This is a genomic window from Vibrio sp. FF266 (assembly GCF_041439695.1).
Lineage (GTDB): Bacteria > Pseudomonadota > Gammaproteobacteria > Enterobacterales > Vibrionaceae > Vibrio > Vibrio tasmaniensis_A.
Genome location: NZ_JBGOOO010000021.1, coordinates 62,085 through 87,596, shown reverse-complemented (window position 1 = coordinate 87,596; position 25,512 = coordinate 62,085). Strand labels below are relative to the sequence as shown.

The 25,512-nt window shown below is 43.9% G+C and carries 22 protein-coding genes and 1 pseudogene; 9 read left to right on the top strand and 14 right to left on the bottom strand.

Annotation, left to right across the window (positions count from 1 at the left end; genetic code table 11):
- Positions 1-53: 53 nt before the first annotated feature.
- Positions 54-269, bottom strand: a pseudogene (locus ACED59_RS15930) (DUF417 family protein); the annotation flags it as partial.
- A gap of 281 nt (positions 270-550) precedes the next feature.
- On the opposite strand from ACED59_RS15930, the gene ACED59_RS15925 reads away from it, so the two are divergent.
- Positions 551-913, top strand: coding sequence for a RidA family protein (locus tag ACED59_RS15925; RefSeq protein WP_017097511.1), 363 nt, complete (start codon positions 551-553; stop codon positions 911-913).
- A 143-nt stretch (positions 914-1,056) separates the two neighbouring features.
- Here ACED59_RS15925 and ACED59_RS15920 read toward each other — a convergent pair whose 3' ends face one another.
- Positions 1,057-2,643 (bottom strand): BCCT family transporter, encoded by a 1,587-nt coding sequence (locus ACED59_RS15920; protein WP_029223883.1) that lies wholly within the window; start codon positions 2,641-2,643, stop codon positions 1,057-1,059.
- Positions 2,644-3,093: 450 nt separating this feature from the next.
- On the opposite strand from ACED59_RS15920, the gene ACED59_RS15915 reads away from it, so the two are divergent.
- A complete protein-coding gene (locus ACED59_RS15915; protein ID WP_017101777.1) occupies positions 3,094-6,252 on the top strand; it encodes a chitinase C-terminal domain-containing protein in 3,159 nt (1,052 codons plus the stop codon).
- Between the two features lie 292 nt (positions 6,253-6,544).
- Positions 6,545-8,008 (top strand): sensor domain-containing diguanylate cyclase, encoded by a 1,464-nt coding sequence (locus tag ACED59_RS15910; RefSeq protein ID WP_029223882.1) that lies wholly within the window; start codon positions 6,545-6,547, stop codon positions 8,006-8,008.
- A gap of 107 nt (positions 8,009-8,115) precedes the next feature.
- Here the strand turns inward: ACED59_RS15910 and ACED59_RS15905 are convergent, their stop codons facing one another.
- Positions 8,116-8,352 carry a YgjV family protein gene (locus ACED59_RS15905; protein ID WP_371705045.1) on the bottom strand — a complete coding sequence of 79 codons (237 nt, stop codon included), beginning with the start codon at positions 8,350-8,352 and terminating at the stop codon, positions 8,116-8,118.
- Positions 8,353-8,620: 268 nt separating this feature from the next.
- Here ACED59_RS15905 and ACED59_RS15900 point away from each other — a divergent pair, with 268 nt between their 5' ends.
- The 3 genes from ACED59_RS15900 to ACED59_RS15890 all read left to right on the top strand — a co-directional run bounded on the left by ACED59_RS15900 (position 8,621) and on the right by ACED59_RS15890 (position 11,059).
- The gene (locus ACED59_RS15900; RefSeq protein WP_009845499.1) at positions 8,621-9,205 is read left to right on the top strand and encodes a DUF4136 domain-containing protein; all 585 of its coding nucleotides are present in this window, start codon (positions 8,621-8,623) and stop codon (positions 9,203-9,205) included.
- Positions 9,206-9,383: 178 nt separating this feature from the next.
- Positions 9,384-10,568, top strand: a complete 1,185-nt coding sequence (locus ACED59_RS15895; RefSeq protein WP_017097507.1) for a D-alanyl-D-alanine carboxypeptidase family protein — start codon at positions 9,384-9,386, stop codon at positions 10,566-10,568.
- 197 nt (positions 10,569-10,765) lie between these two features.
- Complete coding sequence (locus ACED59_RS15890) at positions 10,766-11,059, top strand: YkgJ family cysteine cluster protein (RefSeq protein ID WP_012600484.1); 294 nt, start codon at positions 10,766-10,768, stop codon at positions 11,057-11,059.
- Positions 11,060-11,110: 51 nt separating this feature from the next.
- On the opposite strand, the gene ACED59_RS15885 is transcribed toward ACED59_RS15890, so the two are convergent.
- Entirely contained in the window at positions 11,111-12,007 is an 897-nt protein-coding gene (locus ACED59_RS15885; protein ID WP_009845496.1) for a LysR family transcriptional regulator, read from the bottom strand.
- 116 nt (positions 12,008-12,123) lie between these two features.
- Here ACED59_RS15885 and ACED59_RS15880 point away from each other — a divergent pair, with 116 nt between their 5' ends.
- Complete coding sequence (locus ACED59_RS15880; RefSeq protein ID WP_017097506.1) at positions 12,124-12,504, top strand: DoxX family protein; 381 nt, start codon at positions 12,124-12,126, stop codon at positions 12,502-12,504.
- An 80-nt stretch (positions 12,505-12,584) separates the two neighbouring features.
- On the opposite strand, the gene ACED59_RS15875 is transcribed toward ACED59_RS15880, so the two are convergent.
- The 6 genes from ACED59_RS15875 to ACED59_RS15850 form a co-directional block, all read right to left on the bottom strand.
- The gene (locus tag ACED59_RS15875; protein WP_032499740.1) at positions 12,585-14,267 is read right to left on the bottom strand and encodes an RluA family pseudouridine synthase; all 1,683 of its coding nucleotides are present in this window, start codon (positions 14,265-14,267) and stop codon (positions 12,585-12,587) included.
- Between the two features lie 151 nt (positions 14,268-14,418).
- A complete protein-coding gene (locus ACED59_RS15870) occupies positions 14,419-15,039 on the bottom strand; it encodes a glutathione S-transferase family protein (RefSeq protein ID WP_017097504.1) in 621 nt (206 codons plus the stop codon).
- A 34-nt stretch (positions 15,040-15,073) separates the two neighbouring features.
- Positions 15,074-16,105 carry an NADP-dependent oxidoreductase gene (locus tag ACED59_RS15865; protein WP_017097503.1) on the bottom strand — a complete coding sequence of 344 codons (1,032 nt, stop codon included), beginning with the start codon at positions 16,103-16,105 and terminating at the stop codon, positions 15,074-15,076.
- 137 nt (positions 16,106-16,242) lie between these two features.
- On the bottom strand, positions 16,243-16,833 hold the full coding sequence (locus ACED59_RS15860; protein WP_017097502.1) for a TetR/AcrR family transcriptional regulator: 591 nt from the start codon (positions 16,831-16,833) through the stop codon (positions 16,243-16,245).
- A 170-nt stretch (positions 16,834-17,003) separates the two neighbouring features.
- On the bottom strand, positions 17,004-17,477 hold the full coding sequence (locus tag ACED59_RS15855; protein WP_017097501.1) for an FKBP-type peptidyl-prolyl cis-trans isomerase: 474 nt from the start codon (positions 17,475-17,477) through the stop codon (positions 17,004-17,006).
- A 42-nt stretch (positions 17,478-17,519) separates the two neighbouring features.
- Positions 17,520-18,146 (bottom strand): thiol:disulfide interchange protein DsbA/DsbL, encoded by a 627-nt coding sequence (locus ACED59_RS15850; RefSeq protein ID WP_017097500.1) that lies wholly within the window; start codon positions 18,144-18,146, stop codon positions 17,520-17,522.
- Positions 18,147-18,417: 271 nt separating this feature from the next.
- Here ACED59_RS15850 and ACED59_RS15845 point away from each other — a divergent pair, with 271 nt between their 5' ends.
- Entirely contained in the window at positions 18,418-19,011 is a 594-nt protein-coding gene (locus ACED59_RS15845) for an OmpA family protein (protein ID WP_032499738.1), read from the top strand.
- 108 nt (positions 19,012-19,119) lie between these two features.
- On the opposite strand, the gene ACED59_RS15840 is transcribed toward ACED59_RS15845, so the two are convergent.
- Together ACED59_RS15840 and norR are read right to left on the bottom strand one after the other, a co-directional pair.
- Positions 19,120-19,479 (bottom strand): glutaredoxin, encoded by a 360-nt coding sequence (locus tag ACED59_RS15840; protein ID WP_029223881.1) that lies wholly within the window; start codon positions 19,477-19,479, stop codon positions 19,120-19,122.
- 89 nt (positions 19,480-19,568) lie between these two features.
- Positions 19,569-21,161 (bottom strand): nitric oxide reductase transcriptional regulator NorR, encoded by a 1,593-nt coding sequence (gene norR / locus ACED59_RS15835; protein WP_009845485.1) that lies wholly within the window; start codon positions 21,159-21,161, stop codon positions 19,569-19,571.
- A 348-nt stretch (positions 21,162-21,509) separates the two neighbouring features.
- Between norR and hmpA the strand changes: the two genes are divergently transcribed.
- Entirely contained in the window at positions 21,510-22,706 is a 1,197-nt protein-coding gene (gene hmpA, locus ACED59_RS15830) for an NO-inducible flavohemoprotein (RefSeq protein ID WP_017097498.1), read from the top strand.
- 166 nt (positions 22,707-22,872) lie between these two features.
- Here the strand turns inward: hmpA and ACED59_RS15825 are convergent, their stop codons facing one another.
- The gene (locus tag ACED59_RS15825) at positions 22,873-23,853 is read right to left on the bottom strand and encodes a TDT family transporter (RefSeq protein WP_017097497.1); all 981 of its coding nucleotides are present in this window, start codon (positions 23,851-23,853) and stop codon (positions 22,873-22,875) included.
- A 233-nt stretch (positions 23,854-24,086) separates the two neighbouring features.
- On the bottom strand, positions 24,087-25,493 hold the full coding sequence (gene clcA, locus ACED59_RS15820) for a H(+)/Cl(-) exchange transporter ClcA (RefSeq protein ID WP_017097496.1): 1,407 nt from the start codon (positions 25,491-25,493) through the stop codon (positions 24,087-24,089).
- Positions 25,494-25,512 lie beyond the last annotated feature (19 nt).

Genomic DNA, 25,512 nt, shown 5'->3' with positions numbered 1-25,512 from the left:
TTGAAAAACAATATGTCGCTTAATGCGGTGTCCAGTCTTACTGGAGCAGATCACTCTGCACCACCCACCATGTTAGACACTGCTTGTACCGAGAATAGATTGTAAAGCCAGTTCATTGCTGGGTGGTTTGCAATTAAAGGCTCAATTAGCATCGCTTCAGTTGGCGTAAACTTGTAAATACCAATCCAAGCTAACACTAATGCTACACCAATCACGCCTAGGTTGTATCCGACATTACTCTGTTTTAAATCATAGGTTTGAACATGCATAAAAGTACTCCATTTAATAAAATCTCTGAATATGACCGCAAGAATTCAGATTAAATTTCGCGTTGAGAGTAATACTTAATATATTTATCTAGAGACTCAATAGATGGTGATTTATTGTTTTGATATTAATGCGTAGGCTAGTGATGTTGAACACCAAAGTCATAGGTTGGCGATAGTGCTGTTTTGCAGGTACTACGAGCTTTCTAATTTTTGTTTTCAATGTTAGGAATTTGGATTAGATTACGCTGATGTGCACCCTAATTATAAGAAGAGTATAACCAGTGAAAATCCATAGAATTAACCCGACCAAACGTTGGTCTGATGTGACTGTGTTTAACGGTATTGCAAGCTTTGTTGAAGTACCAGAGACGGATACAACGGCAGGAATTAAGAGTCAGGTTCAGCAAATCTTCGAACAAGCTGAAGAAATGATGAGTTTGGTTGACAGCGATAAATCTCGTGTATTGTCAGTGACTATTTACCTAACGGATTTCGCTAACTTTGATGCACTCAATGAAGTGTGGGAAGCGTGGTTCCCTGAAGGCTGCGCGCCAAGCCGTGCGTGCGTGAAAGCAGAACTCGCTAACCCTGAACTATTGGTTGAGATGTCATTCATGGTTGCTGCTGGTGAAAAGTTTCAATAAGCCGAAATCTCGGTAGATACAAGCGCTAGTAGACATAACTATTAATAAAGTCGACAGCGAACAGATAAAAAAAGCCACTCAGGTGAATCACTTGAGTGGCTTTTTAGTGTTCTACGCTATCCGAAACTAAATCGGATTAGGTATTAAGCGAGACCTTGATCTCTTGCCATCTGCTTCGCGATCTTCGGTGCATGCCATAGACATGGCAGCAAGATAAACGAAACAGGAACGGCAGTGATCACAATGAACGACTGCAGAGCTGAGATGCCGCCAGAGCCCATTGAGATAAGCGCGATAGCCACTGCCCCCATAATGACGCCCCAGAACGTTCTAACTGCTGAGTTAGGTTCTGTAGTACCAGTCATTACTACACTGATGGTGTAGGTCATTGAGTCACCTGTGGTCACAATGAACGTGGTCGTCAGGATAAGGAACAGGATTGCAATCAGAGTCGGGAACGGTAGTTGCGAAGTAATAGCTAGTAGTACAGCTGGAAGGTTGAAACCTTCGAATGCGCTAGATATTACGCCTGGGTTCTCTAATTCAAACGCTAAGCCACTACCACCAACAATGCTGAACCAAAAACAAGTCACAAGCGGTGCAACGATGCTGATGGAAACGATCATTTGGCGAATAGTTCGGCCACGTGAGATACGAGCAATGAAGATCGCCATCATTGGGCCATAACCTAAGAACCAACCCCAGAAGAATACAGTCCAGCCACCTAGCCACGCAGTATCTTGGCGGTATAGCGCCATTGGGATAAAGTTGTCGACCATTTCACCGATGCCTTGTAGGTAGCCATCAATGATAAAGCTGGTTGGGCCAACAAGGAGAATGTAAACGATTAGGCACACCGATAAGATGATGTTGTAACGGCTTACCAGTTGGATGCCTTTACTTAGACCACTTAATGCCGACAGCGTATACATTGCAATAGCGAATAGAATAACGACGCTTTGGGTAGCAAAGCTGTCAGAAATTCCAAATAGTTCGCTCAGTGCGTAGCTGATCTGTAGGCCAAGGAAGCCGATAGGGCCGATTGTACCTGCGGCTACTGCCACAATGCTGCACGCATCAACGACGTTACCAATCCAGCTGTTGATTGCCTTGTCGCCCAGTACTGGGTAAAGCAGGGTGCGTGGCTTAAGAGGAAGGCCTTTTTCGTAGTGCAAGTACATAAGCACAATCGAAGAGAGACCACCTAAGATAGCCCATGCAAGGAAACCCCAGTGCATGAAAGATTGTGATAGTGCATTGAATGCCATCGCTTGAAGGTCTGCATTGCCATACAGCGGTGGAGCTGAAACAAAGTGAGCAATTGGCTCTGCAGCTGCCCAGAACACGCCACCACCCGCAAGGAGTGTACATAGGACGATAGACATCCATTTAAACGTAGTCATTTCTGGTAGGGCAAGCTTCCCTAAACGAACATGGCCTGTGCGACTTAGTGCAAGCACTAAACCGATAATGAAATTGAGTAGTAGTAGGACTTGCCAGAAAGCACCGAACCATTTAGTTGAGTAACTAAAGCCGATGTTGACAAGTTCGGACAATACGGAGGTGTTGGTGAAAGCAAGGATGACAAAGAGGGTCAGGAAACTGCCACTCAGCCAAAAGACTGGGTTTCCGAGTTCCAGTTTTTCACCCAAAGATTGAGCTCTATTGAAATCGATAGAAGTAGATTCTGCGTTGATGTTTTCGTTGGCGACTTGCGTCAAGTTGGACATTATTTCTTCGCTATATTTGGCTCTTTCAAGCCTATGTATTTCTCCCACATTCGGATAAAAATGTGAGGCTCGTCAAAAAAGCCGCTGATACTAACATATTTGTAATCAAAAAGTGGGCGATTTCATAAAATAATCCCGAATCGCCAATAAATCCCTACTTTTTGGTTAGTTTTGATACGAATTTTTCTCAAACTCAAATCACATTTCTGACTCTTGAGACACTATTTTTTTAGCTTTGCGAAATAAATTAATATTAGTTGTTGGTGCAAAATAAGTGTCGAGTCATTGCATGCTATAAACAAATTAATGCGAGTCATTTTATAAATAAGGAATATTTTAGGTGTTTAATTGGCACTGTTACCTACAGTTGTTTTGCGAAGGAATTTAAGTGGCAAGAAAAGTGTCATTTACTTTAAATATCTTAAAACAACAACTTAAGGGACTGCAAACATGCACCTAAATCAAGGAAGAGTGGCCAAAAAGGTTTTTACACTCAGTACTCTCACTGCGTCATGCTTAATGGCTTTCAATAGCTATGCGGCTGTGGATTGCTCAACGTTAGAAGCGTGGGATCCTGCCACGGTTTACACCGGCGGCGATCAAGTTTCACATGACGGTAGTGCTTACAAAGCCAATTATTGGAATCAAAATAACAACCCAAACCAATTCGAAGGTGACCATGCACAATGGAAGAAGGTTGATGTGTGTAGCGGTGGTGGTACGCCCAATGAAGTGCCAACGGCTTCGTTAACGACTCCATCAGCCTCTGACATAATCACTGAAGGCGATAACGTGGTCTTGAGTGCAACGGCGCTAGATTCTGACGGCAGTGTTACCTCGGTTGAATTCTTCATTGATGGAACTTCAGTTGCGGTTGTAACAGCTGCACCTTTCGAAGCGGCTTGGGCTGCAACGTCTGGTAGCCATCAGGTTTCGGTTGTTGCTACAGACAATGAAGGCGCGGCTAGCTTAGCGAGCGCGGTCTCTATTTCTGTCGATTCAGTTACACCTGGAAATGAAGCGCCGACAGTATCGGTTGCGCTTTCTGCATCTTCGGTTGATGTTGGTGGTGTGGTAACGCTTACCGCAACGGCAACAGACAGCGATGGTACGGTTGATAAGGTCGATTTTTATGTGGCAGGTTCTTTAGTCGGAACGGCTGCGACAAGCCCATACACGCTTAACTACACAACCACTCAAGCGGGTTCTTTAGCGGTTTACGCAAAAGCGACTGACAATCAAGGCGCAACGACAGATTCAGCGCTGGCTTCTTTGACGGTGAATGGCGTACCAACGGTGAGCACTTGTCGACCTGATGGCTTGTATCAAACTCAAGGTGTCGATGTTCCTTATTGTACGATTTACGATGATGAAGGCCGTGAGAAAATGGGCGCGGATCACCCACGTCGTGTCATTGGTTACTTCACCAGCTGGCGTGCAGGGGATGACCCACAAGCTGCTTACCTAGTAAATGACATTCCTTGGGAACAACTCACACACATTAACTACGCTTTCGTGAGCATCGGCTCTGATGGCAAAGTAAACGTGGGTGATGTGAACGATCCGAACAACGCAGCGGTTGGTAAAGAGTGGCCGGGCGTGGAAGTTGACCCAGCATTAGGCTTCAAAGGTCACTTCGGAGCATTAGCGACAGCGAAGAAAAAACACGATGTTAAGACTTTAATCTCAATCGGTGGTTGGGCGGAGACCGGTGGCCACTTCGCCACTGATGGTAGCCGAGTGGCTGATGGTGGTTTCTATACCATGACGACCAATGCTGACGGTTCTATTAACCATCAAGGTATCGAAACATTCGCAACTTCAGCGGTTGAAATGCTTCGTAAATACCAGTTCGATGGTCTAGATATCGATTACGAATACCCGACGTCAATGGCGGGCGCAGGTAATCCGTACGATAAAGACTTTATGGAACCACGTCGTCAATACCTATGGGCTTCTTACCAAGTGTTGATGAAAGTGTTGCGTGAGAAGCTTGATGCAGCCTCCGCGCAAGATGGCAATCACTACATGTTAACGATCGCAGCGCCTTCTTCGGGTTACCTACTGCGTGGTATGGAAACATTCGATGTAACCAAATATCTCGATTACGTAAATATCATGTCTTATGACCTTCACGGTGCGTGGAACGATCACGTAGGCCATAACGCTGCGTTGTTTGATACAGGTAAAGATTCAGAGTTAGCACAGTGGAACGTATACGGCACAGCGGCTTACGGCGGTATCGGTTACCTGAATACGGATTGGGCCTACCACTACTTCCGTGGTTCTATGCCAGCAGGTCGTATTAACATCGGTGTGCCTTACTACACACGTGGTTGGCAAGGTGTAACTGGTGGTGAGAATGGTCTTTGGGGCCGAGCAGCACTGCCAAACCAAGCTGAATGTTCAGCAGGTACTGGTGAAGGCGAGAAGAACAACTGCGGCCATGGCGCAATTGGTATCGATAACATGTGGCACGATACTGATCCGAAAGGCAACGAAATGGGTGCAGGTTCAAACCCAATGTGGCATGCGAAGAACTTAGAGAAAGGCATTTGGGGTTCTTATGCAGCAGCTTACAAGCTTGATCCTGTTAACGATCCTTCAGATGTTCTAATGGGGACTTACACGCGTAACTATGACAGCGTGGCTGTTGCTCCTTGGTTGTGGAACGCAGAGAAGGGCGTATTCCTTTCAACGGAAGATAAAGATTCTATCGATGTGAAAGCCGATTACGTTATCGACAAAGAAATCGGTGGCATCATGTTCTGGGAACTAGCAGGGGATTACAACTGTTACGTACTCGATGCGAACGGTAACCGAACTTCAATCGATACAACCGAACAGGCGTGTAATAGCGGAAACGGTGAGTTCCATATGGGTAACACTATGACGAAAGCTATCTACGATAAGTTTAAGTCAGCTACTCCATATGGAAACAAGGTTGCAACGGGTGCTATCCCAACGGAAGCATTAGATATTACTGTTTCTGTAGGTGGCTTCAAAGTCGGTGATCAAAACTATCCAATTAACCCTAAGATCACGTTTACAAACAATACAGGTCAAGCGCTTCCTGGTGGTACTGAGTTCCAGTTCGATATCCCAGTGTCTGCGCCTGATAACGCAAAAGATCAATCGGGCGGTGGTTTGTCTGTGATTGCTTCTGGTCACACTCGTGCCAATAATATTGGTGGTCTAGATGGTCCGATGCACAGAGTAGCGTTTACATTACCTGCATGGAAAGAGCTTCCTGCTGGTGGTGTGTATGAACTCGATATGGTTTATTACTTGCCAATTTCTGGCCCTGCAAACTATACAGTGAATGTGAATAGTGTCGATTATGCATTTAGCTTTGAGCAGCCGGATCTACCACTGGGTGATATCAGTACTGGTGGCGGTAATCCTGGTGATGGCGGTACCAACCCAGGTACATGCGATACTGCGGGTTTAGCTGTATATCCCGACTTACCTCAGAAAGATTGGGCGGGTAACCCAAGCCACGCAAACACGGGCGACCAAGTGGTTCATAACGGTAGTGTTTACCAAGCAAACTGGTGGACAAGTGCCGAGCCGGGAAGTGACGGCAGTTGGACCAAAGTGTGCTCTTAATTTAATGCTAAGCAATGTATTTATAGACAATAGAGCGTAGTAATAGGTAATAAATGCGAATGCTTTTAAGTCGATTTATCAGGGCTTTAGTATAAATTAAGTTATCAATTTAAACGTAAAATCAAAACGCCGAACTGAATCCAGTTCGGCGTTTTTGTTATAAGTCAGAGATTGCACATGAAAAGCGCTATTAATATCGACTATCGTTCAGTAAAATCGATAAATATGATATAAAACAATCTACTTATAAAAACAATAGCGTTACCTAAAATTTAAAAGCTATGAGGTGATTTTGAAAGTAAGACGTAAGTATATCCTCAACTTTTCCATCGTGTTGGCCCTCGTATCTTTGGTCCTCTCTGCTATTCAATTTAACCGAACCAAAGAATCACTTTTAGAGTCTAATCAATTCTTCTTCCGTACTATTGTAAACGCAAGCTACGACATCGTAGATACTACCGTTAACGAAGCTATTAAAACCTATCTCAAAGGTGTGACTGATACTGTCGCTTCTCACACACTAGGTGTCACTCCAGAACAAGAAGTTAAAGAAGTCATCCGAATTGCTAACGAATTGGTGATTGGAGAGTCAGGTTATATCTATTTGATGTCACCACAAGGTGTCCACCTGTATCATCCGTTTTTACAAGGGCAAAATCGCGCGCATTTAACCCATATTCAAACGCAACTGACCTCAAAGTCTGGAATGACTCAGTATTCTCATGCTAATCCACATGAAGTCGGCAAGCGTGCGAAGGTCGCGTATTCAGTGAGGCTACCGAGTGGTAATACATTGGTGGCGACCACTTATAAAGATGAACTCATGTACTTGGTCGATCTCGAAGCGCTTAAAGATAAACTAAGAAAGTATTCATATGGCGATAGTGGTTATGTATATATTGTTGATTTGCAAGGCGAGCTAGTCCTCCGACCCAATTTTGAACACGAACACTTGAAAGCCTTAATTGGTTATTCATCAGAGTTGCTCATCGATAAGGTCGTTGCTGAGCCTGAAGGGCATTTTAGTTACTCAATTTCAGATGACAACGGTACGACAAACAAAAACATTTTCTATAAGTTCTACCCATATCTGAATTGGATCATTTCTGCTGGAGTTTTGGAGCAAGAGCTCAATAAGAACCACAGTTTATTGCTAGTTAGTTTGATGACCTTGGTTATAAGTTTGCTTAGCATCATCGCCGTTTTGGTGCTTTACCTGCGGCACCGTCATTTAAAGATCTTAGATGTAGCTAGCTTAGATTATCTTACGGGGTTGAGTAATCGGCGGGACTTTATTTCTCAGGTTAAGGTGAGAATTTTAGAGTGTTCGCCTTATCCGTTAAAAGGTGTTGGTATCATTCTTCTAGATATTGACCATTTTAAATCGGTAAACGATCTACACGGGCATAATGAAGGCGATAGAGTGATCTGTGCCGTTGCAAAAGTATTGAAGCAATTTGCAAATGAAAATCGTCTAATTGCTCGCTATGGCGGTGAGGAATTTATCTTTGTGACTTTTGATTGCAATGAATATCAATTGTACGAGTTGTCGGAAGAGCTTAGGCGTAGCGTCGAAAAAATTGAGGGGTTAGTGTTACCTGTAACGGTCAGTGTTGGGTGTCGCTATGCAAATGCACTGTTCCACATAGAAGGCACGATAGACCAAGCTGACAAAGCACTTTATCAAGCGAAAAAGAATGGACGCAATAACACACAGGTATACAGAGAGAGTCAATATCGTATTGTCTGTCATTGAAGTTTTCTAAAACTGATAAGCATGAAAAAGCCCAAATAGAACGTTCTATTTGGGCTTTTTTAGAATTGTTTGAAAGTGCTGGCCGTTAATCTAAGCTTTTGCTGCTTTCATCGCTTCATTTTTTTTTCCTTTTGCATTTTTGCAAGGAAGTAGATGTTCACACAAGCGATGAAACCGTTGGTTGCAACCACTGGCCATGCATCAATCATAACGCCGTATGCTGTGAATAGAGTACAGCCAACAAAGTTAAGGACACGCAGACGCACGATATCTTTCATTGTTAATGAAATTGCGACCATAATAGATGCCGCGTAACCTAAAATTTCAACCATATTGAATTCCATTGTGTGACCCTCTTAAATTTGCCGATGCTTTATCGGTACCAATTCTTCTCTTCATGAGATGATTGAGGAAGCTCCGTGCCCCGAATGGTTTGGTTATGTTTAACTAAGTTTACTATACCGAGTCTATTTCTGTGGTTAAACCCCCAAAATGAGTAGAAGTGAAGGTTAGCGATTACGCAAACGTTTAATGATCTTTCTATTAATATAATTACTGTTTATGTTGAAGGTCAAATTGATAATTATTCTTGTATAGGAAAGGAAGCCGCGAATGATAAAACGATTCATATGTGCAACAAAAGGCGTAAATAAAGTCGCGTTGTTGGCTTTGATAGCGATTGGACTGACAGCGTGTACAACCAATGAAACGACTCCAACTCACAATTATGGCGTGGTGACCAGTGGTGACTTTGATTTCATGAAGCATGGGGTAGTCACGTACTCATGGCATCCCGAATCAGAGCAAGTGTACCTTTCTGAAAAATATGACAAGACGGTCGTCACTGATCTTGTACGCGAAGCGATTAAAGAACAACTTTCATTGAAAGGTTATCAGTTGAAATCCGGGGCTGGTGATGTCGTAGTGGGTTTTGGATTAGCTGAAGAATCTGAACTGAACGATGAATCGATCTTTGATGCGATTCAGCTATCTACAGGTGTGCCATTTTATAGTGATGATGGAAAGGTAAGCGAGAAAGGATCTTTGTATATTGCTTTTTTTGTTCCTAATTCGGAAGTTATACAGTGGCAAGCACTGGCGCAGTCTGGTATCCAACCTGATTTAGAGCCGAGCGAAAGCAAACAGCGGGTTATGGGCTTTGTTGAAATGTTATTTAGACGTATGCCCGAGAGGTAAAGCGAAGTGTTGAATGCATTCATTGAGTCAATCGTTTTTGTGTAAAAAACGGACAGGTCGCAGATTATACTTTTTTATTTGTAACGAACCGTACAAATACGTAAAGCAACGTAAAGTTCGCGCTTCTTTTGCTAGCATTTGTCTATACTGAACAAAACGTTAACTTAGGTTTAATTCAATGAAACGGTTCTCAAAATACTCTCTCCCTCTATTAAGTATGTTCATTGTAAGTAACGCAGCGATCGTAGCAAATACTGCTGTCGCGGCACCTTCTATAGTACCAAGCCCACCTAGCCTAGGCGCAAAAGGGTATGTGTTAATTGATTTTAACTCTGGTGATGTGCTGGTAGAAAAAAACGCACACACTAAGTTGAACCCAGCGAGTTTAACCAAGCTTATGACCAGTTATGTGGCTGGACAAGAGATGAAACGAGGTAACATCTCTGCGGATGATCAGGTGCGAATTAGCGAAAACGCATGGGCGAAAAACTTCCCTGATTCTTCAAAAATGTTCATCGAAGTGAACACTGATGTCGCGATGATGGATCTTTACCGTGGCTTGATTATTCAATCAGGGAACGATGCGAGTGTTGCGATTGCAGAACATGTTGCAGGCTCACAAGATGCATTTGTTGACTTGATGAACTCTTGGGCAGCTTCGCTAAAACTGGAAAATACCCATTTTGCGAATGCACATGGTTTAGATGCGGACGATCTCTATTCAACGCCTTATGATATCGCTCTATTAGGCCGTGCGATTATTCGCGATTTACCGGATGTGTATGGTTTATACAGCGAACGCTCGTTTAGCTACAACAAGATTACACAACACAACCGCAATGGCTTATTACGTGATAGAAGCTTGACGGTCGATGGCATGAAAACAGGCTACACCTCTGGTGCCGGCTACAGTTTAGCGAGTTCGGCGACACAAGGTGAGATGAGACTTATTGCGGTTGTGATGGGCGCATCAAGCGTTAAGAGTCGTGAGTCAGACAGCAAACAATTGTTGAGCTATGGTTTTCGTTTCTTCGATACTCTAAACCCTCATCAAGGCGGTGACCAAGTCGCTGAAGAGAAGGTGTGGTTTGGTGCTCAAGATACGTTGAAGCTAGGCGTTGCAGAAGATACGTTTATTACGCTGCCTAAGTCAGACAGCAAAAAGTTAACGGCATCGATTGAACTAATATCTGAACTGAAAGCCCCGATTTCAGAAGGCCAAACCTTAGGCGTTGTTCATTACACCGTTGATGGTGAAGATGTTCAAACTCAACCTTTGATCGCGTTGGAAGCGGTAGAGCAGGCTGGCTTGTTCAAACGCTTGATGGACTACGTAAAGCTATTTTTTGCTAGTCTGTTCTAAATCGAGGCTAGTCTGTTGTAAAGCGAGATAGTGGCGACAAGTCGCGATGGAAAACCATAAATAGTATGGGCGTTGTGAGTAAATCACAGCGCCTATTTTTATTTCTACATCAATCAAAACACTGCGCCGCACTATCTTTATTAGCCGTAGCGGTCGGTTTCGATTACTATACGCAAAATTTAGCAGCGTAGTCACTTATGACGATTGAGATAAAGAACGTAACCGAACCCGAAGTAACATGTGCTAATTGTCAGGCATGCTGTTGCCGTTTAGAGGTTATGATCATCACAGATACAGGCGTACCTGAAGAGCATATCGCTTATGATGAATGGGGCGGCGAAACGATGTTGCGACTCGACGACGGTTGGTGTTCTGCTGTAGATAGAGAAACACTGATGTGTACTATTTACGAAAACCGACCTTGGATCTGTCGTGAATTCGAAATGGCCTCTTTTGAATGTGTTGATCAGCGCAAGGATGTAATGGGTTAAGACTTTATCTTAGCTATCGATGTTAGTTGAGCTCTAACTGTTCTTAGAGCTTTAACTATTCCTTGCGCTCAAATACTTCGCAAGAAAATCGATAAACACTCGGATTCTTTGGGGCAAATAATCGCTCGCATGATACACCACGTACATTGGTAGCTGGTTATTACTCCAATCTTCCAATAACCTTTTTAGTTCTCCTTTCTCAACATACTCTTTGCCCATCCAATCCGGTAAAGCAACAATACCTAAACCTTGTCGAGCCATTTTAAGTAGCATATCTGGGCTATCTGAAGTGAATATTTGATTTACTTTAATGGTATTAGTTTTGTCGCTCTTGTCGGTAAAACGCCATTCATTCGCAGGGCTCATCAGGGAGTAGGTTAAGCATTGGTGTTCGCTCAAATCTTGTGGATACAGAGGAATCCCTTGTTTTTCTAGATAATCTGGTGATGCGAAGTAGTGAACTTTGTTGTTAAACAAGAAGCGTGCTTTTAGCCCTGAGTCTTTGAGTTGTGACGCGCGGATGGCAACATCAATATTGTGTTCATTAAGGTTGACGATGCGGTCATCGATGCTGAGGTTAATGCGGATACCTGGGTGCTGTTCAATGAAAGCTTGAAGCGGCTCACTGAGTAACATCGATGAAAAAGCACTTGGCGCAGATATTTTAAGCTCACCTTCCACGGATTCTGTTTCACGCTTGAGCCTACTTTCTATGGTAGACATCTCTTCGAGTAAACGGGAGCAATAAGTCAGGTAGTCTTTGCCTGCATGGGTTAGGGATATTTTGCGACTGTTTCGCTGAAACAGCGTCATTCCTAAATCACTTTCTAACCACGCAATCTTTTTACTTACGGCACTTTGTGTCACGTCGAGTTTATTGGCAGTAGCAGTAAAACTGTTCAGCTGCGCAGTTTCCACGAAGATACGAATACACTCAATTTTATCCATTCTAGTTGTCCTATATCTTGTACCTAAACCCAATCATTCCAAATTGGAATCCTAACTATCATAAAACTAGCATTTATCGTTCTATTTATGAATGGTTAAATGATTCCACTAGGTTAATGATTCTTAAGAAAGGTGGCAACATGAGTACAGTAGTGAGTGTATTACTAGTGGTGTTCTTTTTATTGGCGAGTTCAATCAAGACAATTGCTTGGCAAAAGAAAGTGTTTGAAATCCAGCTTGGCTTTTTTAAAAGCTATGGATTAAATCGCGTCATCATGTTTCTAGTTGGCATGGTTGAGTTTACTGGAGCTGTATTGTTGCTCTGTGCTTTGGTTGGTTTAGCACCTGAACATACGCAACTGATGGGAGGTTTGATATTAGCGAGTACTTCACTAGGGGCGATTTACTTTCATTTGAGATTCGATACGTGGAAGGATGGTATTCCCGCGATAGTTACTCTGTTGGGTTCTGGCTTCTTGGTCATTGCATCGTACTAAGTTTATTCGACATGTAGCGATAGCTATGAGAGGCAAAGGAAATAAGAGTAGGGCACGAAGCCCTACCAAATGGAAACGGTTTAGAACTCAGAAGGCACTTCAAACTCGAGCCATTCACCGGTTGTTGGGTGAATCAGTTTTAAGTAGCCAGCGTGAAGGTGTAAACGCTCACGTTTGTATCCGTATAAGTCGTCACCACGAATCGGTACACCAAGGCCTGACGGGTGAGCACAGTGTACGCGCAGCTGGTGGGTTCGTCCTGTTTTAGGGTACAAGTGAACCTTGGTTTTGCCATTGTTGGTGCTGACCGCTTCCCAATGAGTTTCAGCATTACGTCCATGTTCATGGCAAACCAATTGTCTTGGTCTGTCTGTTATGTCGCCGCGCAAGGGCAAGCTGATATCGCCAGATTTGCCGTCGATTTCACCATCTAACAGAGCTGTATATCGTTTCTCTACGGTTCTATCAATGAACTGCTTCTGGATGTGTTTATTGGACTCTGCGGTCAGCGCCAAGATCAATAAGCCTGACGTCGACATGTCCAATCGATGGATAATCAAAGGGCCTGTTGCATCGGGATAACGCGCTTTAATACGGGTATAAACAGAGTCTTCGATAAACTTACCAGGAACCGACAAGAACTCCTCGGGTTTATTCACCACCACGATCTCGTCATCTTCATAGACAATATCAAACGACTTACCAACCGCAGGGTTCACGATAAGCGGGTTCTCTTCTAATTCGATGCCGTTTAACTGGTGGTCGAGGATCTCGAAGCTTTTACTTTGGCAAACCGGGTACAGGTTTGCGTGCTGGCGAATGACAGCCGTTGGAGGCAATCCCCACCAAAACTCAGACAATGCTAATGGCTGAAAGCCGTGTTCAAAAGCAAAATTAAGCAGCTTAGGTAGGCAGCAGTCGCCAGAGCCTTCAAGAGCGTCTTTGCCATCTAACAATTCAAGCAGGTTCTTTGATTCGAGAGCTTGGTTGTTAAAGCGATAATGAGACAACCGTTGCGCTTCTAATTCGGCTGAGATCGCTTGGTACTCTTGCTTGCGGCTCGTGAGTTCGCTTTCGATAGCATCAACTTGCGACTGGCGTTCTGCGATCTTTTGTTTCAACTCGATTCTAAGTGCTTTTAAGTCGCGTTTCTCTTGGCTGCTTTGATTGCCCAGTTGTTTGAGCAAATTCGCTGCTGACTCTAGATTCCCCAATGCCTTTTCTTGATTGGCTTGTTCTCTGAGTTCGTTACGCTGAGATTTGTTTGCTGCCATGGCTAATTGAAAGGCTTCGATAGCTTGTGCTGATTCGATTTTTAACTCTTCAAATTCAGCCAATAATGCGTCTAGGTTGTGCGACTGTTGTAGTTTTTCAATGTCATCCGCTAGTTGCGATTGGCGAGCAAGGTTTGCACTGTTGTGAGATTGAAACTGTTCTGAATCGAAGGCTGATGGAACAAAGTTAATGTTGTTTAACTGAGAGGCCAAAGACGGATATAACTGCAAACCTGAAAACGCAGAAAGGTAACCTAGCTCTTGTGTAGTTGGGTTCTGAACAAGAAGCACGGCGTAGAGGTTGCCTTGCGATGTTTCATTCACACCGCAGTCGAGTAACGACTGCTGAAGTTGCTGCATGGCAAACTCACACGTTGGATGTGGTGTGTAGTAGTACGGAAACGTAAAACGAGTCGGTAGCGGTAAGTCTACATTCGTATTGTCGTTTTTTAGGTGCAGTGGTGTGTATTGAGCAAGGTTTGCTGACATGAAGATCAAACTCTATGGCTGTTCAGTTAGAGTTCGGTATTGTTGTCGAAATGAAGGCAAATGAGAAGCCAAAGCGAAAGATAAATCGGCTTTGGCTTCATTTAGTTGCTTGTGCTTATCCGAAGCGCGTCCGAGCTTGATTGAAACTCGATCAGTTCGAGTGTTCTAGCTCTAGTTGCTCGGCTTTTTGGTAAGCAGGGTGGCTCGTTAAAAGATCACCGTATTTAGCAATGTTAGGGTAGAGCGCAGTGGCACCGAAGTTACCCACGATTTCTACGATGAACGACATCATGAAATCGGCACCCGTCAGAGTATCAGCAACAAGGTAAGTTTTACCTTCAAGCGCTTCGTTGACAAAGGTTAGGATCTTTTGGTTTTCATCATCAGCGTAGCCGCCAAGGAAATTAGTCTCGCAACCGTCTTTCATCACAAAGATTTTAAGTAGCATTGGCAGAATACCAGAGCTTTCAGCGAAGTGAAGCCACTGTGAGTATTCCACGTAGTCAGCGGTGCCGCGCACTGGTGCGAACTTACCTTGACCGTATTTGTCGATTAGGTACTCGGTGATAGCACCAGATTCGCTGATCACGACGCCATCGTCATCAATAACCGGAGATTTACCAAGAGGATGAACGGCCTTCAATTCTGGTGGCGCTAGAAACGTTACACTGTCTCGTTGGTATGGTTTGATTTGGTAATCTACTCCAAGCTCTTCCAATAGCCAGATGATGCGTTTTGAGCGAGATTTGTTTAGGTGATGCAAAGTAATCATGATTTTACCTAGTTAACTGGTTCAGTTTTTGAATTTATTTAGCTTCGTTTGTTTTGATAACAAGCTTACCGAAGTTTTGGCCTTCCAATAGACCCATGAATGCTTGTGGCGCCTCGTCTAGGCCTTCAACTAGGTGCTCACGGTAATGCATCTTGCCTTGAGACAACCATTCTGTCATTTGAACAGCAAACTCATTGTAACGGTGTGCGTAATCATCAAAGATAATGAAACCTTGCATCTTAATACGCTTGACCAAAAGAGTGCCCATAAGGCTAGACATGCGATCTGGGCCTTCAGGAAGTGATGTCGCATTGTATTGTGAAATAAGGCCACAAACAGGAATGCGAGCACCAGTGTTAAGCAACGGCATTACCGCATCGAACACCTTGCCGCCAACGTTTTCAAAATAAACGTCGATGCCGTTGCTACATGCTTTAGCCAGTTGCTCCGCGAAGTCGTCGGCTTTGTGGTCGATACATTCATCAAAACCAAGCACTTCTTTCGCGTACTGACATTTCTCTTGACCACCAGCAACGCCAATGACACGACAGCCTTTTAATTTTCCGATTTGGCCAACGGTTGCGCCTACTGCACCTGTTGCAGCCGCAACGACTAGAGTGTCGCCTTCTTTAGGTTGGCCGATATCAAGTAAGCCCATGTACGCAGTAAAGCCTGGCATACCCATGATGCCTAGTGCGTAAGAAGGGTGTGTTGGCTCTTTACCTAGTTTGATTAGGCCTTCACCATCAGACACACCAAGATCTTGCCAACCGGTGTAAGCCAGTACCCATTCGCCAACTTCAAAATCGCTATTGTTTGACTCTTCAACCTGACACACGGTTGCACCGACCATCACTTCATCAATCGCAACAGGGTTTGCGTAAGATTTAGCATCGCTCATTCGGCCACGCATGTACGGGTCTAGAGAAAGGTAAACTGAGCGAAGTAACATCTCGCCGTCTTTAATTGTTGGTGCGGCTACTGTCTCCAAACGGAAGTTATCTTGAGTCGGTGCGCCTACTGGGCGAGAAGCCAATACGATGCGGCGGTTGTCTTGTTGAGTCATTGGGTATCCTTAATTTTATATTATGTTTATTTAGAATTAGACCAGTCGTCTAGTTTTGTTGTCTAAAAATCCCGCCGTCATCAAATGATAAGAGGGCGGGTTATCTGTCGTTAGTAAAGACTAAACACACTACGTGGTTAGTTTTTACCTTTTAAAATCTGTTGGGTTAGGTTTAAAGCTGATTCTAAGCTACGTGAACTCTGGCTTAGTTTGCTTAATAAGCTTGCGCCTAACCACATAGAATATAGATTTTGAGCGGTTTCTTGGCTCTCTTCAACCTTTATCGAGCCATCATCAATACCACCGACAATGCACTGCTCGATGGTATGCGTCACTTTCTCAGCACCTTTCAATAGCGCTTGGCGCATAGGATCAGAAAGATCAGAAACTTCGGCGCTGAGCTTAACGACTAAGCATTTATGAGCGTTACAAGTACCGTTTTCAATCTGTGACCATCGAGTGAAATAACTGATAATTCTCTGGTAATGGTTGCCTTCACCATGAACCAAAATAGTTTCAACTCTGCTGATGTAGGTCCCAAAATAGTGCTGGATCAGAGCCTCGCCAAATTGCTCTTTAGATTTAAAGTAGTGGTAAAACGATCCTTTTGGAACATCCGCTTCTTTAAGCAATTGCGATAAGCCAACGCCGTTAAAGCCGTTGTTCACTATTAATTGGTAGCCAACATCTAAAACATGCAGGCGTGTGTCGTTCGTTTTATCGTTCATGGGCTTACTATAAGTTAAATTAGACCAGTCGTCTAGTCTTCGGCTTTTTGAGGTATATTCCGTCGTTACAAAAGTGGCTTCAACTATTCAATTATTCAATTATTCAAACGGTCACATATAAAAAAGCCCCAACATAGCTCGTATGTTAGGGCTTAAATCAGTATCTTCAATTATTTGATAGAGATTAACTCAACATCAAAAATCAAAGTTGCTGATGGTGGGATAGGGCCTGAACCACCTTTACCGTAAGCCAATTGGCTTGGGATAAACAGGCGAACTTTTTGGCCTTCGACCATGTAAGTCAAACCTTCTTGCCAGCCTTTTATCACTTGTTTAAGAGCAAATGAGATTGGCTCACCACGATCAACAGAGCTGTCGAAAACAGTGCCGTCGATAAGTGTACCGTGGTAATGAACCGTTACTTTGCTGTTCTTAGTTGGGTGCTCTGTACCAGTACCTTCTTCAAGAACTAGGTATTGAAGACCACTTTCAGTCGTAACAACCCCTTTTTTAGCGCCGTTTTCGATAAGGAATTGTTGGCCTTGTTCGATATTTTCTTCGCCAGATTTATGGTTCATCCAAGTGCGGTAGATCATGAAGCCAGCCAAAATAAAGACAATGACCGGGATGATAAATTTAGACATAGTAAAACCTATTTATTGTTGATTTTTTATAGAGAAAAGCCGTTACGGCTGAGTCAAAAGGTAGTTGATCGTTTTTGCGATACCTTGAACATCTTGGTGACCTGCTGTGAGTACTTGGTATTTACCGTTGATGATAAATGTTGGTACTGAGTTGATTTGACCTTTTACTGAGATCTCTTCAGCTTTCTTTACGTAGTCAAATAGAGCGACTTGCTGTTCTTTGTTCAGTTGGTATGGGCTAACCAGACCACGAGAAGTGAACGCAGTCTCTAGAGCTTGTTGACGTTGTTCAGGAGTCGCATCTGCACCCATTTGAACCGCAGCAAATAGGTCGTCCATGAACGCGTGGTCAGGTGTCGCATCAAGTTGCATTACTGCTGTGTAGTAGATCATTGCGCTGATTTGAGCACTTTCATTGAACGTAACGTGCATCTTGCCAATAGTTTGGTCTGTTAGAGATTCGATCTCTGGAATTGCACTTTCCATTTGACGGCAGTGACCACAATTTAGAGAGAAGATTTCAGTGATCGGAGACAGGTTAAATTCAGTTAGAGCAGTAGGCAGCGCTTCGTATTGAACGCCTTTCTGTGGCTCGTCTGTTTCACTACAACCCGCGATAATCAGTACGGCAGCAAGTGCTGTGATGAATTTAGTAAATGGTTTAAACATAATGTTTGCTCTAGCGTTGAGAAGTCGTGAGATTCTAACTATTTAGTACGAATTGGAAAACAATTATAAGGTAAATAAATGCAAACAGTTGGAACGGGCGGGCGATGACAGGCGAGTTGACGGTTAACTGTGATCAAAAACACTTTTTTGGGACGTGCTTTCTTTTCGTATAAAGTTTTTGTCTAAAGTTTTTCTCTCAGTGCCGATATAGACATTAGTGAATGGTTTATCTGCATAAGTGGTTGGTGAAGTAATGAGATATTTAGCGATAATGTTAAGCATAGCTTTGGCTGGGTGCGAAACTACGTTACCAACGGGGTTATTCGGTGAGGATATGTTACAAACTGCACCGAAAACTGATTACGACATTATGTACCCTGAATGGGGGGTGGTTCAAACCACTCATCAGCAAGGAACTATTACCACTAACTACGGACGTGGCGTTTCGACCAATGATCCACTGGAAGTCTTTTTAAGACAAAACCGTATCGATTTTGAAGTTTTACCTGGCAACCATGTGATGGTAAAGCTTGTACAGCATGTGAACTTTAAAACAGGTTCGACATCTCCTGAACCCGCTTACAACAATTGGTTGGACACGTTAGGCAGCTATCTTTCTCGACGCCAAGACATTGATGTCGTCATTGAAGGGCACACGGATAATACAGGCAGTGATCGTGTTAATGATCCGCTCTCTGAACAGCGCGCAAAAGAAGTGAAAGCTCGCTTAGAAAGTAACTATGTTTCGAGTCGTGCTATTTACACCCGCGGTTTCGGTGAGTACGTTCCCGCGTGTAACAACGCTTCAGTACAAGGTAAAGCCTGTAACCGCCGTGTAGAGTTGATGCTGATTGTGGCGAAATAGATGCGAGAAGCTTGATTCTTTGAATCGAAAGAGCGTATCGATTACAGACATAAAAAAATCCCTCATGAAGAGGGATTTTTTGTATTTTGCTTGTGTTGCTTTTTCCGCTTATGCGAACTGATTTTCTAAGTAAGATACGATATCTGAAGATTCGTACATCCACTCAGTTTTACCGTCTTTCTCGATACGTAGACAAGGCACTTTCACACGACCGCCGCCAGCTTCAAGCTCTGCACGGTGTTGTTCGTTGTTTTTTGCATCACGAAGTTCAAACTGAACAGACTGACGTTTCATCGAGCGTCGTACTTTTACACAAAATGGACATGCCTCGAATTGGTACAACGTGTGCATTTTTGCCTGCTCGTTCACTTTGCTTTGTTCTTCTTGAGAACGCTTCACACCGCGTGGGCTGAAAACAAAATTCAACAACAAGATGACGCGACCTAAAAACCAACGGATAAACTTCATAACTCTCTCTACATATTTAAAATTAGCGTTACAATTTGCAGCATTATATACACAAGTTTTGTCAGATGCTCGCAACAAACCGCTAATATCTATTTTGTCCGTTCGATCGTGTGAGACTTCGCCACATTTAGCCCTAAACGTTTGGACAGTCGAGTCAGGTTTGCTCGGTCTGTTTTCAGAACTCGCCCTGCTTGCGCCCAGTTAAAGTTGGCATCTTCCAACACCTCAGTGATGATGCTGCGTTGAAAATCATCGGTAGCGCCACGTAAACCTGCAGATAGGTCGATCGTTGGTGTTGATAAAGGTGTGTTTTTTACCTGTGTCGTCGCTATAGGCTGATCTTGGTCGAGTGGGCCACAATCTTCTTTAGTGATTGTCACGAGGTTTTTGTTGGTGCTACGAGCTAATGCTTTTAGTGCTGAGCGGCTAATCACGTGCTCAAGCTCACGTACGTTACCTGGCCAACCGTAACGGTTTAAAAATACCAGTACATCAGAGCGGAATTTAACTTGGTTGATACCAAGTTTACGACGTGCCTGTTCTAGGAAGAAGCCTGCTAGCAAGCTGATGTCGTCACCTCGGTCTTTCAGAGCTGGCACTGCGATAGGGTACACACTCAATCGGTGGTATAAATCGGCTCTGAATCGACCGTCTTCAACTTCTTGCTTTAAGTCTCGGTTGGTTGCAGCTAAAACACGAACATCAATAGTTTGAATGTTGTCTTGGCCTACAGGTTGGATTTCGTTGTTTTGCAGTGCACGCAATAGCTTACTTTGTGCTGCTAAAGGCAATTCACCAATTTCATCTAAGAATAGCGTGCCGCCATCGGCTAGAGCAAACTTACCTAAGCGGTTTTTGTCTGCACCAGTAAACGCGCCACGAACGTGACCAAATAGTTCACTCTCTACCAAGTTCTCAGGAATAGCTGCACAGTTGACATAGACGAGTGGGTTACGTTTACGCTGCGATTGGTGATGCAGGGTTCGAGCAACGAGCTCTTTACCAACACCTGTATCACCATGAATCAGAATATTAAATTCAGAGGGTGCGACAACCGCGATATCGTTTTTAAGCGCGACCATGGTGTCACTATTACCAATCAATTCGCCGCCGTCACGTTCCCACGCTTCAACATTCAGCTCTTCCAGTAATTGCTTTGACTGTTTTGCTTGATGTTCAAGTTGCGAGAAAGTCATCGCCATTTGCATCGTAGAGGCAGCAATAGCAGCGAGAACTTCTAGGTTCCGAGCAGGAATATTCGCGAAGACATCAGGTTTTAGGCTGTCGAGGGTTAGTACCCCTAACAATTTGTCACCAAAAAGAAGAGGCAAACCCATACAGGCATGCATAGGCAAATCGCCGTCGTGGTCGATCAGTAAGCCATCGAAAGGATCAGGCAATGAGCTATCCGCATCAAAACGAACTGGAGAACGCGATGCACAAATCGCATCAAAACGTGGATGTTCTGAAATAATAAAGCGGCGACCGAATGTATCTCGACTGAGCCCTTGCATTGCGATGGGTACTAGCGTGTCGCCTTGAAGGCTTAAAAGTGCGACACAATCACACGTTATGGTTTTACGAATGGCATCGATTAAGCGATTGAAACGGTCTTGATCGTTCACACCGCTGGCTAAACCAATGGTCATTTCCATGAGAGTGGATGCTGAGATATCTTGCATAAAGGGCTCATACTGTTTGTATTTTTATACATGGTAGAGTCTTTATGACATAAAAAAAAGGTCTTTTTGACTAAAGTTTGAAGAGGGTTTTTGAAGGAATGCTAGGCACAACAATCTTTCGCATGTTGGCACCGTTTGTGCAGTGTGTCCATTGCGTGTTGTCTATATGACTGAATATCTGACCCATCATTGATTTGAATCAATTAATGCGAATTTATCAGTCCACGTGATTCTCACAAAAATAGTAGCCAAAGAGCTCATTGAGAAAGAATTAATATAAAGTCATCTTTAAATAAATTAGTCAATTTGACATGAAAGGTCAAAAGACTAAGTGTTCGGAGTAAATCAATGCTAAACAATCTACATATCAACATCATCAAATCGACGATTCCTCTTTTAGAAAGCGCAGGCCCTGCTTTAACTCAACACTTCTATCAACGTATGTTTACACATAACCCTGAGTTGAAAGATATCTTCAATATGACTCACCAAAGAACAGGTCGCCAAGGTGTTGCACTGTTTGAAGCTATCGCAGCTTATGCAAAGAACATCGAAAATCTAGCAGCGTTAACCTCAGCGGTTGAGCGTATTGCACAGAAACACACAAGCTTTAATATTCAACCAGACCATTACCAAATCGTTGGTCTTCACCTAATTGAAACACTGCGTGAATTAGCTGCTGATGCATTCACCCCAGAAGTAGAAGAAGCGTGGACTGCGGCTTACCTATTCTTAGCGCAAGTATTCATCGACCGTGAAGCTGAACTTTACCTACAGCGCAAGCAAGCTGTTGGTGGTTGGGAAGCTGCACGTGCATTCGTAATTGCAGATAAAATTGAAGAATCAGCATTAGTAACAAGCTTCATCCTACAACCAAAAGATGGCGGTGACGTTCTGGATTATACGCCAGGACAATATATTGGTATCGAAGTGAAACCTGAAGGTGCTCAGTACAGCGAGATCCGTCAATACTCACTATCAGACAAGCCAAACGGCAAGCAGTACCGAATTTCTGTGAAACGTGAAGGCCAAGGTCAAGAAACTCAAGGCGTAGTATCTAATCACATGCACGATACTGTTGCTGTCGGTGATGAAGTTAGCCTATATGCCCCAGCGGGTGACTTCATGTATCAAGAGCGTAGCAAGCCAGTAACGCTTATCTCTGCAGGTGTGGGTGTAACACCAATGCAATCAATGCTTGAGTTCTTAAACAACCAGCAGAAAAACGAAGCTGTACTGTACCTTCACGCTTGTGAAAACGTAGGTCAACACTCTTTCACGACTCGCGTTAAAGATATTGTTGCCGATAAAGGTTGGGAAGCGAAAACGTGGTACATGAACAAAGGCGAGTCTGCGTGTGAGAACACACATGAAGGTCAAATGGATCTAGCGTCTATCTCCGATACTAAAGGCTTTGAAGAGAGTGATTTCTATATCTGTGGCCCTGTTGGTTTCATGAAAAACATCGTAGAGCAGTTAGACGCACTTAAAGTAGATCGCTCACGCGTACACTACGAAGTCTTTGGCCCTCACGCTAATTTCTAATAGCTATCGCTAGTTCTATTAACACTCGCCTGAACTATTGACACCTTGCCTATTCAAAGGCCTCACATTGTGAGGCCTTTTTTCGTTTGGTTTGTCCAGCGAGAGACAATTGGAGATTGGAGATTGGAGTAGGGGGTGATCAGGGTAAGATCTTCTGGTGTTCGTTTTAAGAACGCTTAACCTTTTTGGACATGTAATCAGAATCAAAAAACTCAGGCCAGTACATTTTCACATAACCGCCTGCCACCCAAATCACTAGGATGGTCGCGATGGTTAATTCAAAGAAGCCGAATTTATGCAGCCAATACCATTGTGGGTATTCAGCACCGAAAAATGTGGTTAAGCGGTGCATCGCAATGGCGCTGATCACGGACGGGAAGGTGACGGCTGCAATCGAAGGTTGGAACTTAAGACGCATTAGACGGATGTAACATAAGTAAATCAATAGAGTCATGGTGATAGCAATGCCAGCCAATGCTCCTGTCAGAATCGGATCTGGGTTGTCGAAGTTCACCAAGTAAGCGGCTAAAGATAAGTTAACCGGAGCCGCCATGATTGCGAGTGTTGGTCTTGCTCGACGTGGCAGGTTTCCTTCGAATACCAAGCGGTACAACACCACTGGCAGCATTAGGAAATAGATACCGATACAAGTGGCCGCCAGTGTCTCTGAAAAAACGGTGTGTCCAAACTGTGTACCTGCTAAGGAACTGCTGATTAACCCCACGGGATACAGGAACCAACTCGGCACAATGTTCGACATTTTGAAATTGAGGATCTGGAAACTAAAGAACAACACCATCATGGTAAAATGCAACAACAACGCGCAGAACCAGACGGGATAGGCGATTATTGGAGATATCTCGGCTAGATAGTCACACAGAATCAATAACGCCATGCTCATCGGCGCCATTAAGCTTCCACTTAGCGGATGGCGAATATCATTAATGAAGGTATTAAAGCTGGTGAGATAACGGAGTAAAACAGGCAGTAATAACAGCGCACCGAAAGCAGCAAGGTAAGGGCGAATGATCTCACCAACCCCAGGGAGGTATAATGCCCAAGCTTGCCCTAATCCAATTACACCAAGTGCTAAAGACGCCTGAGAGGGCGGCACATTTTTTACTTGGGTTAATCTTCTCCAGTTCAACGACTTGCTCCAACTTAGTTATTTATAGCTTGTGGGTGCTTATAGAATATCAGTGAGTAATAGATTTTTTGCTCTAGTTAGAGCGTGTAGTTGTGCCATCAATAGATGTTGAGGGCATTCAACTAATTTTGAGTGGATGATACCAAGTTTAACGTTTGCTTTTTTGATTTTGATGCGGAATCGGGACATTAAGCACGTTGAATGTGTGCTTTTGTTTCATGAGTCATTTGTAATTAACGAACTTCCTCTTGCTGAGGGAGGTCTTGTTGTCTTAACTTCTCGTTTTTAAGTGTACGGTTCAATAGTTGGCTGTAAATTGGCTGACCACCAAGCATCTGAGCAATGATTACCGCACCTAAGCAAGTGATGATCAATGGCAGGATAAGGTAGTAGTTATTGGTCATTTCAATAACCAGTAGGATTCCTGTGATAGGCGCTCGCACGGTGGCGGCAAACAAGGCTCCCATGCCAGCAATTGCAAACATACCCGGTTCAATATTCAGTTCAGGAAAGAATGCCGCCGCAATAAGCCCAAACGCGTAACCAAAGAGCGTTCCTAGAGCAAGCATTGGTGCAAAGATACCACCCGGTGCACCAGAGCCGAAACAAAGCAGGGTAGTGATCGCTCGGCCTAAGAAGATTAACAGCAGCACGTTTGCGCTGTAGTTGCCATTAGTGATGTTCGGGATGATACCAATACCACCGCCAGTCAACTCCGGTATATAGAGCAGCAATAAGCCAAAGCAACCGCCCAACAGGGAGCCTGTCATTAAGTAGCGTTTACGATCATTCTTGTGTATTGCCACAAACAGGTCTTGCGAAAGTGTAATCAGCTTATTGAAAATCACACCAAACAGGCCGAACAATACGCCTAACAACAAGAATAACCACAGAGCATCCAGTTCAGGCGGTTGGTATTGAGGCATTGTGATAACGGCAGATTGGCCATTGATCGAACGAAATACAATATTGGCTGAAACCGCCGAGATGATGACGGCTTTGATTGAAATGAGTGAGTAGCGAAACTGTGGTCTCATCTCCTCGACTACAAACATGATTCCGGCGAGTGGTGCGTTGAATGCCGCGGCCAAACCACCTGCGGCACCCGAAGCCAATAGTGAATGTCGGGCGTCGTCATCTTTGACTCGAAAGATATCGGTGACCATGCGGCCAATACTGCCGCCCATTTGAACGGTTGGTCCTTCACGGCCTAAAACCATACCAGAACCTAATGCGCCCATACCGCCAAAGAATTTTACTGGCAATACTCTCCACCATCGAACAGGGCGCATACCGTCCATCGCCCCTTCAATTTCAGGGATGCCTGAGCCTGCAGCCTCTGGAGCGAAACGGTGAACAAGGAAGTAACCAATAAAGGCAAATGCAGCACTGATCAAGAAAGCGGCGAGCCAAAGAGGTAAATAGCTACCGATTTCATCTTTAAGCCAATCGGTACGAGTTTCGGTGATGAAATGAACAGCGACTTCGAAATAGGTACCCACCACGCCAGCAAGTACACCTACAATACAAGAAAGAAAGAGAACGGAAGCGGGTGTCTTATCTCTTGAGAGAAATTGATTAATAGCATCCCTTGGCATTTTGGCTAATAAGGATTGCTTAATTTTCTCTCTTCTGGTCATTGAGATAAGGCTCCTGAAT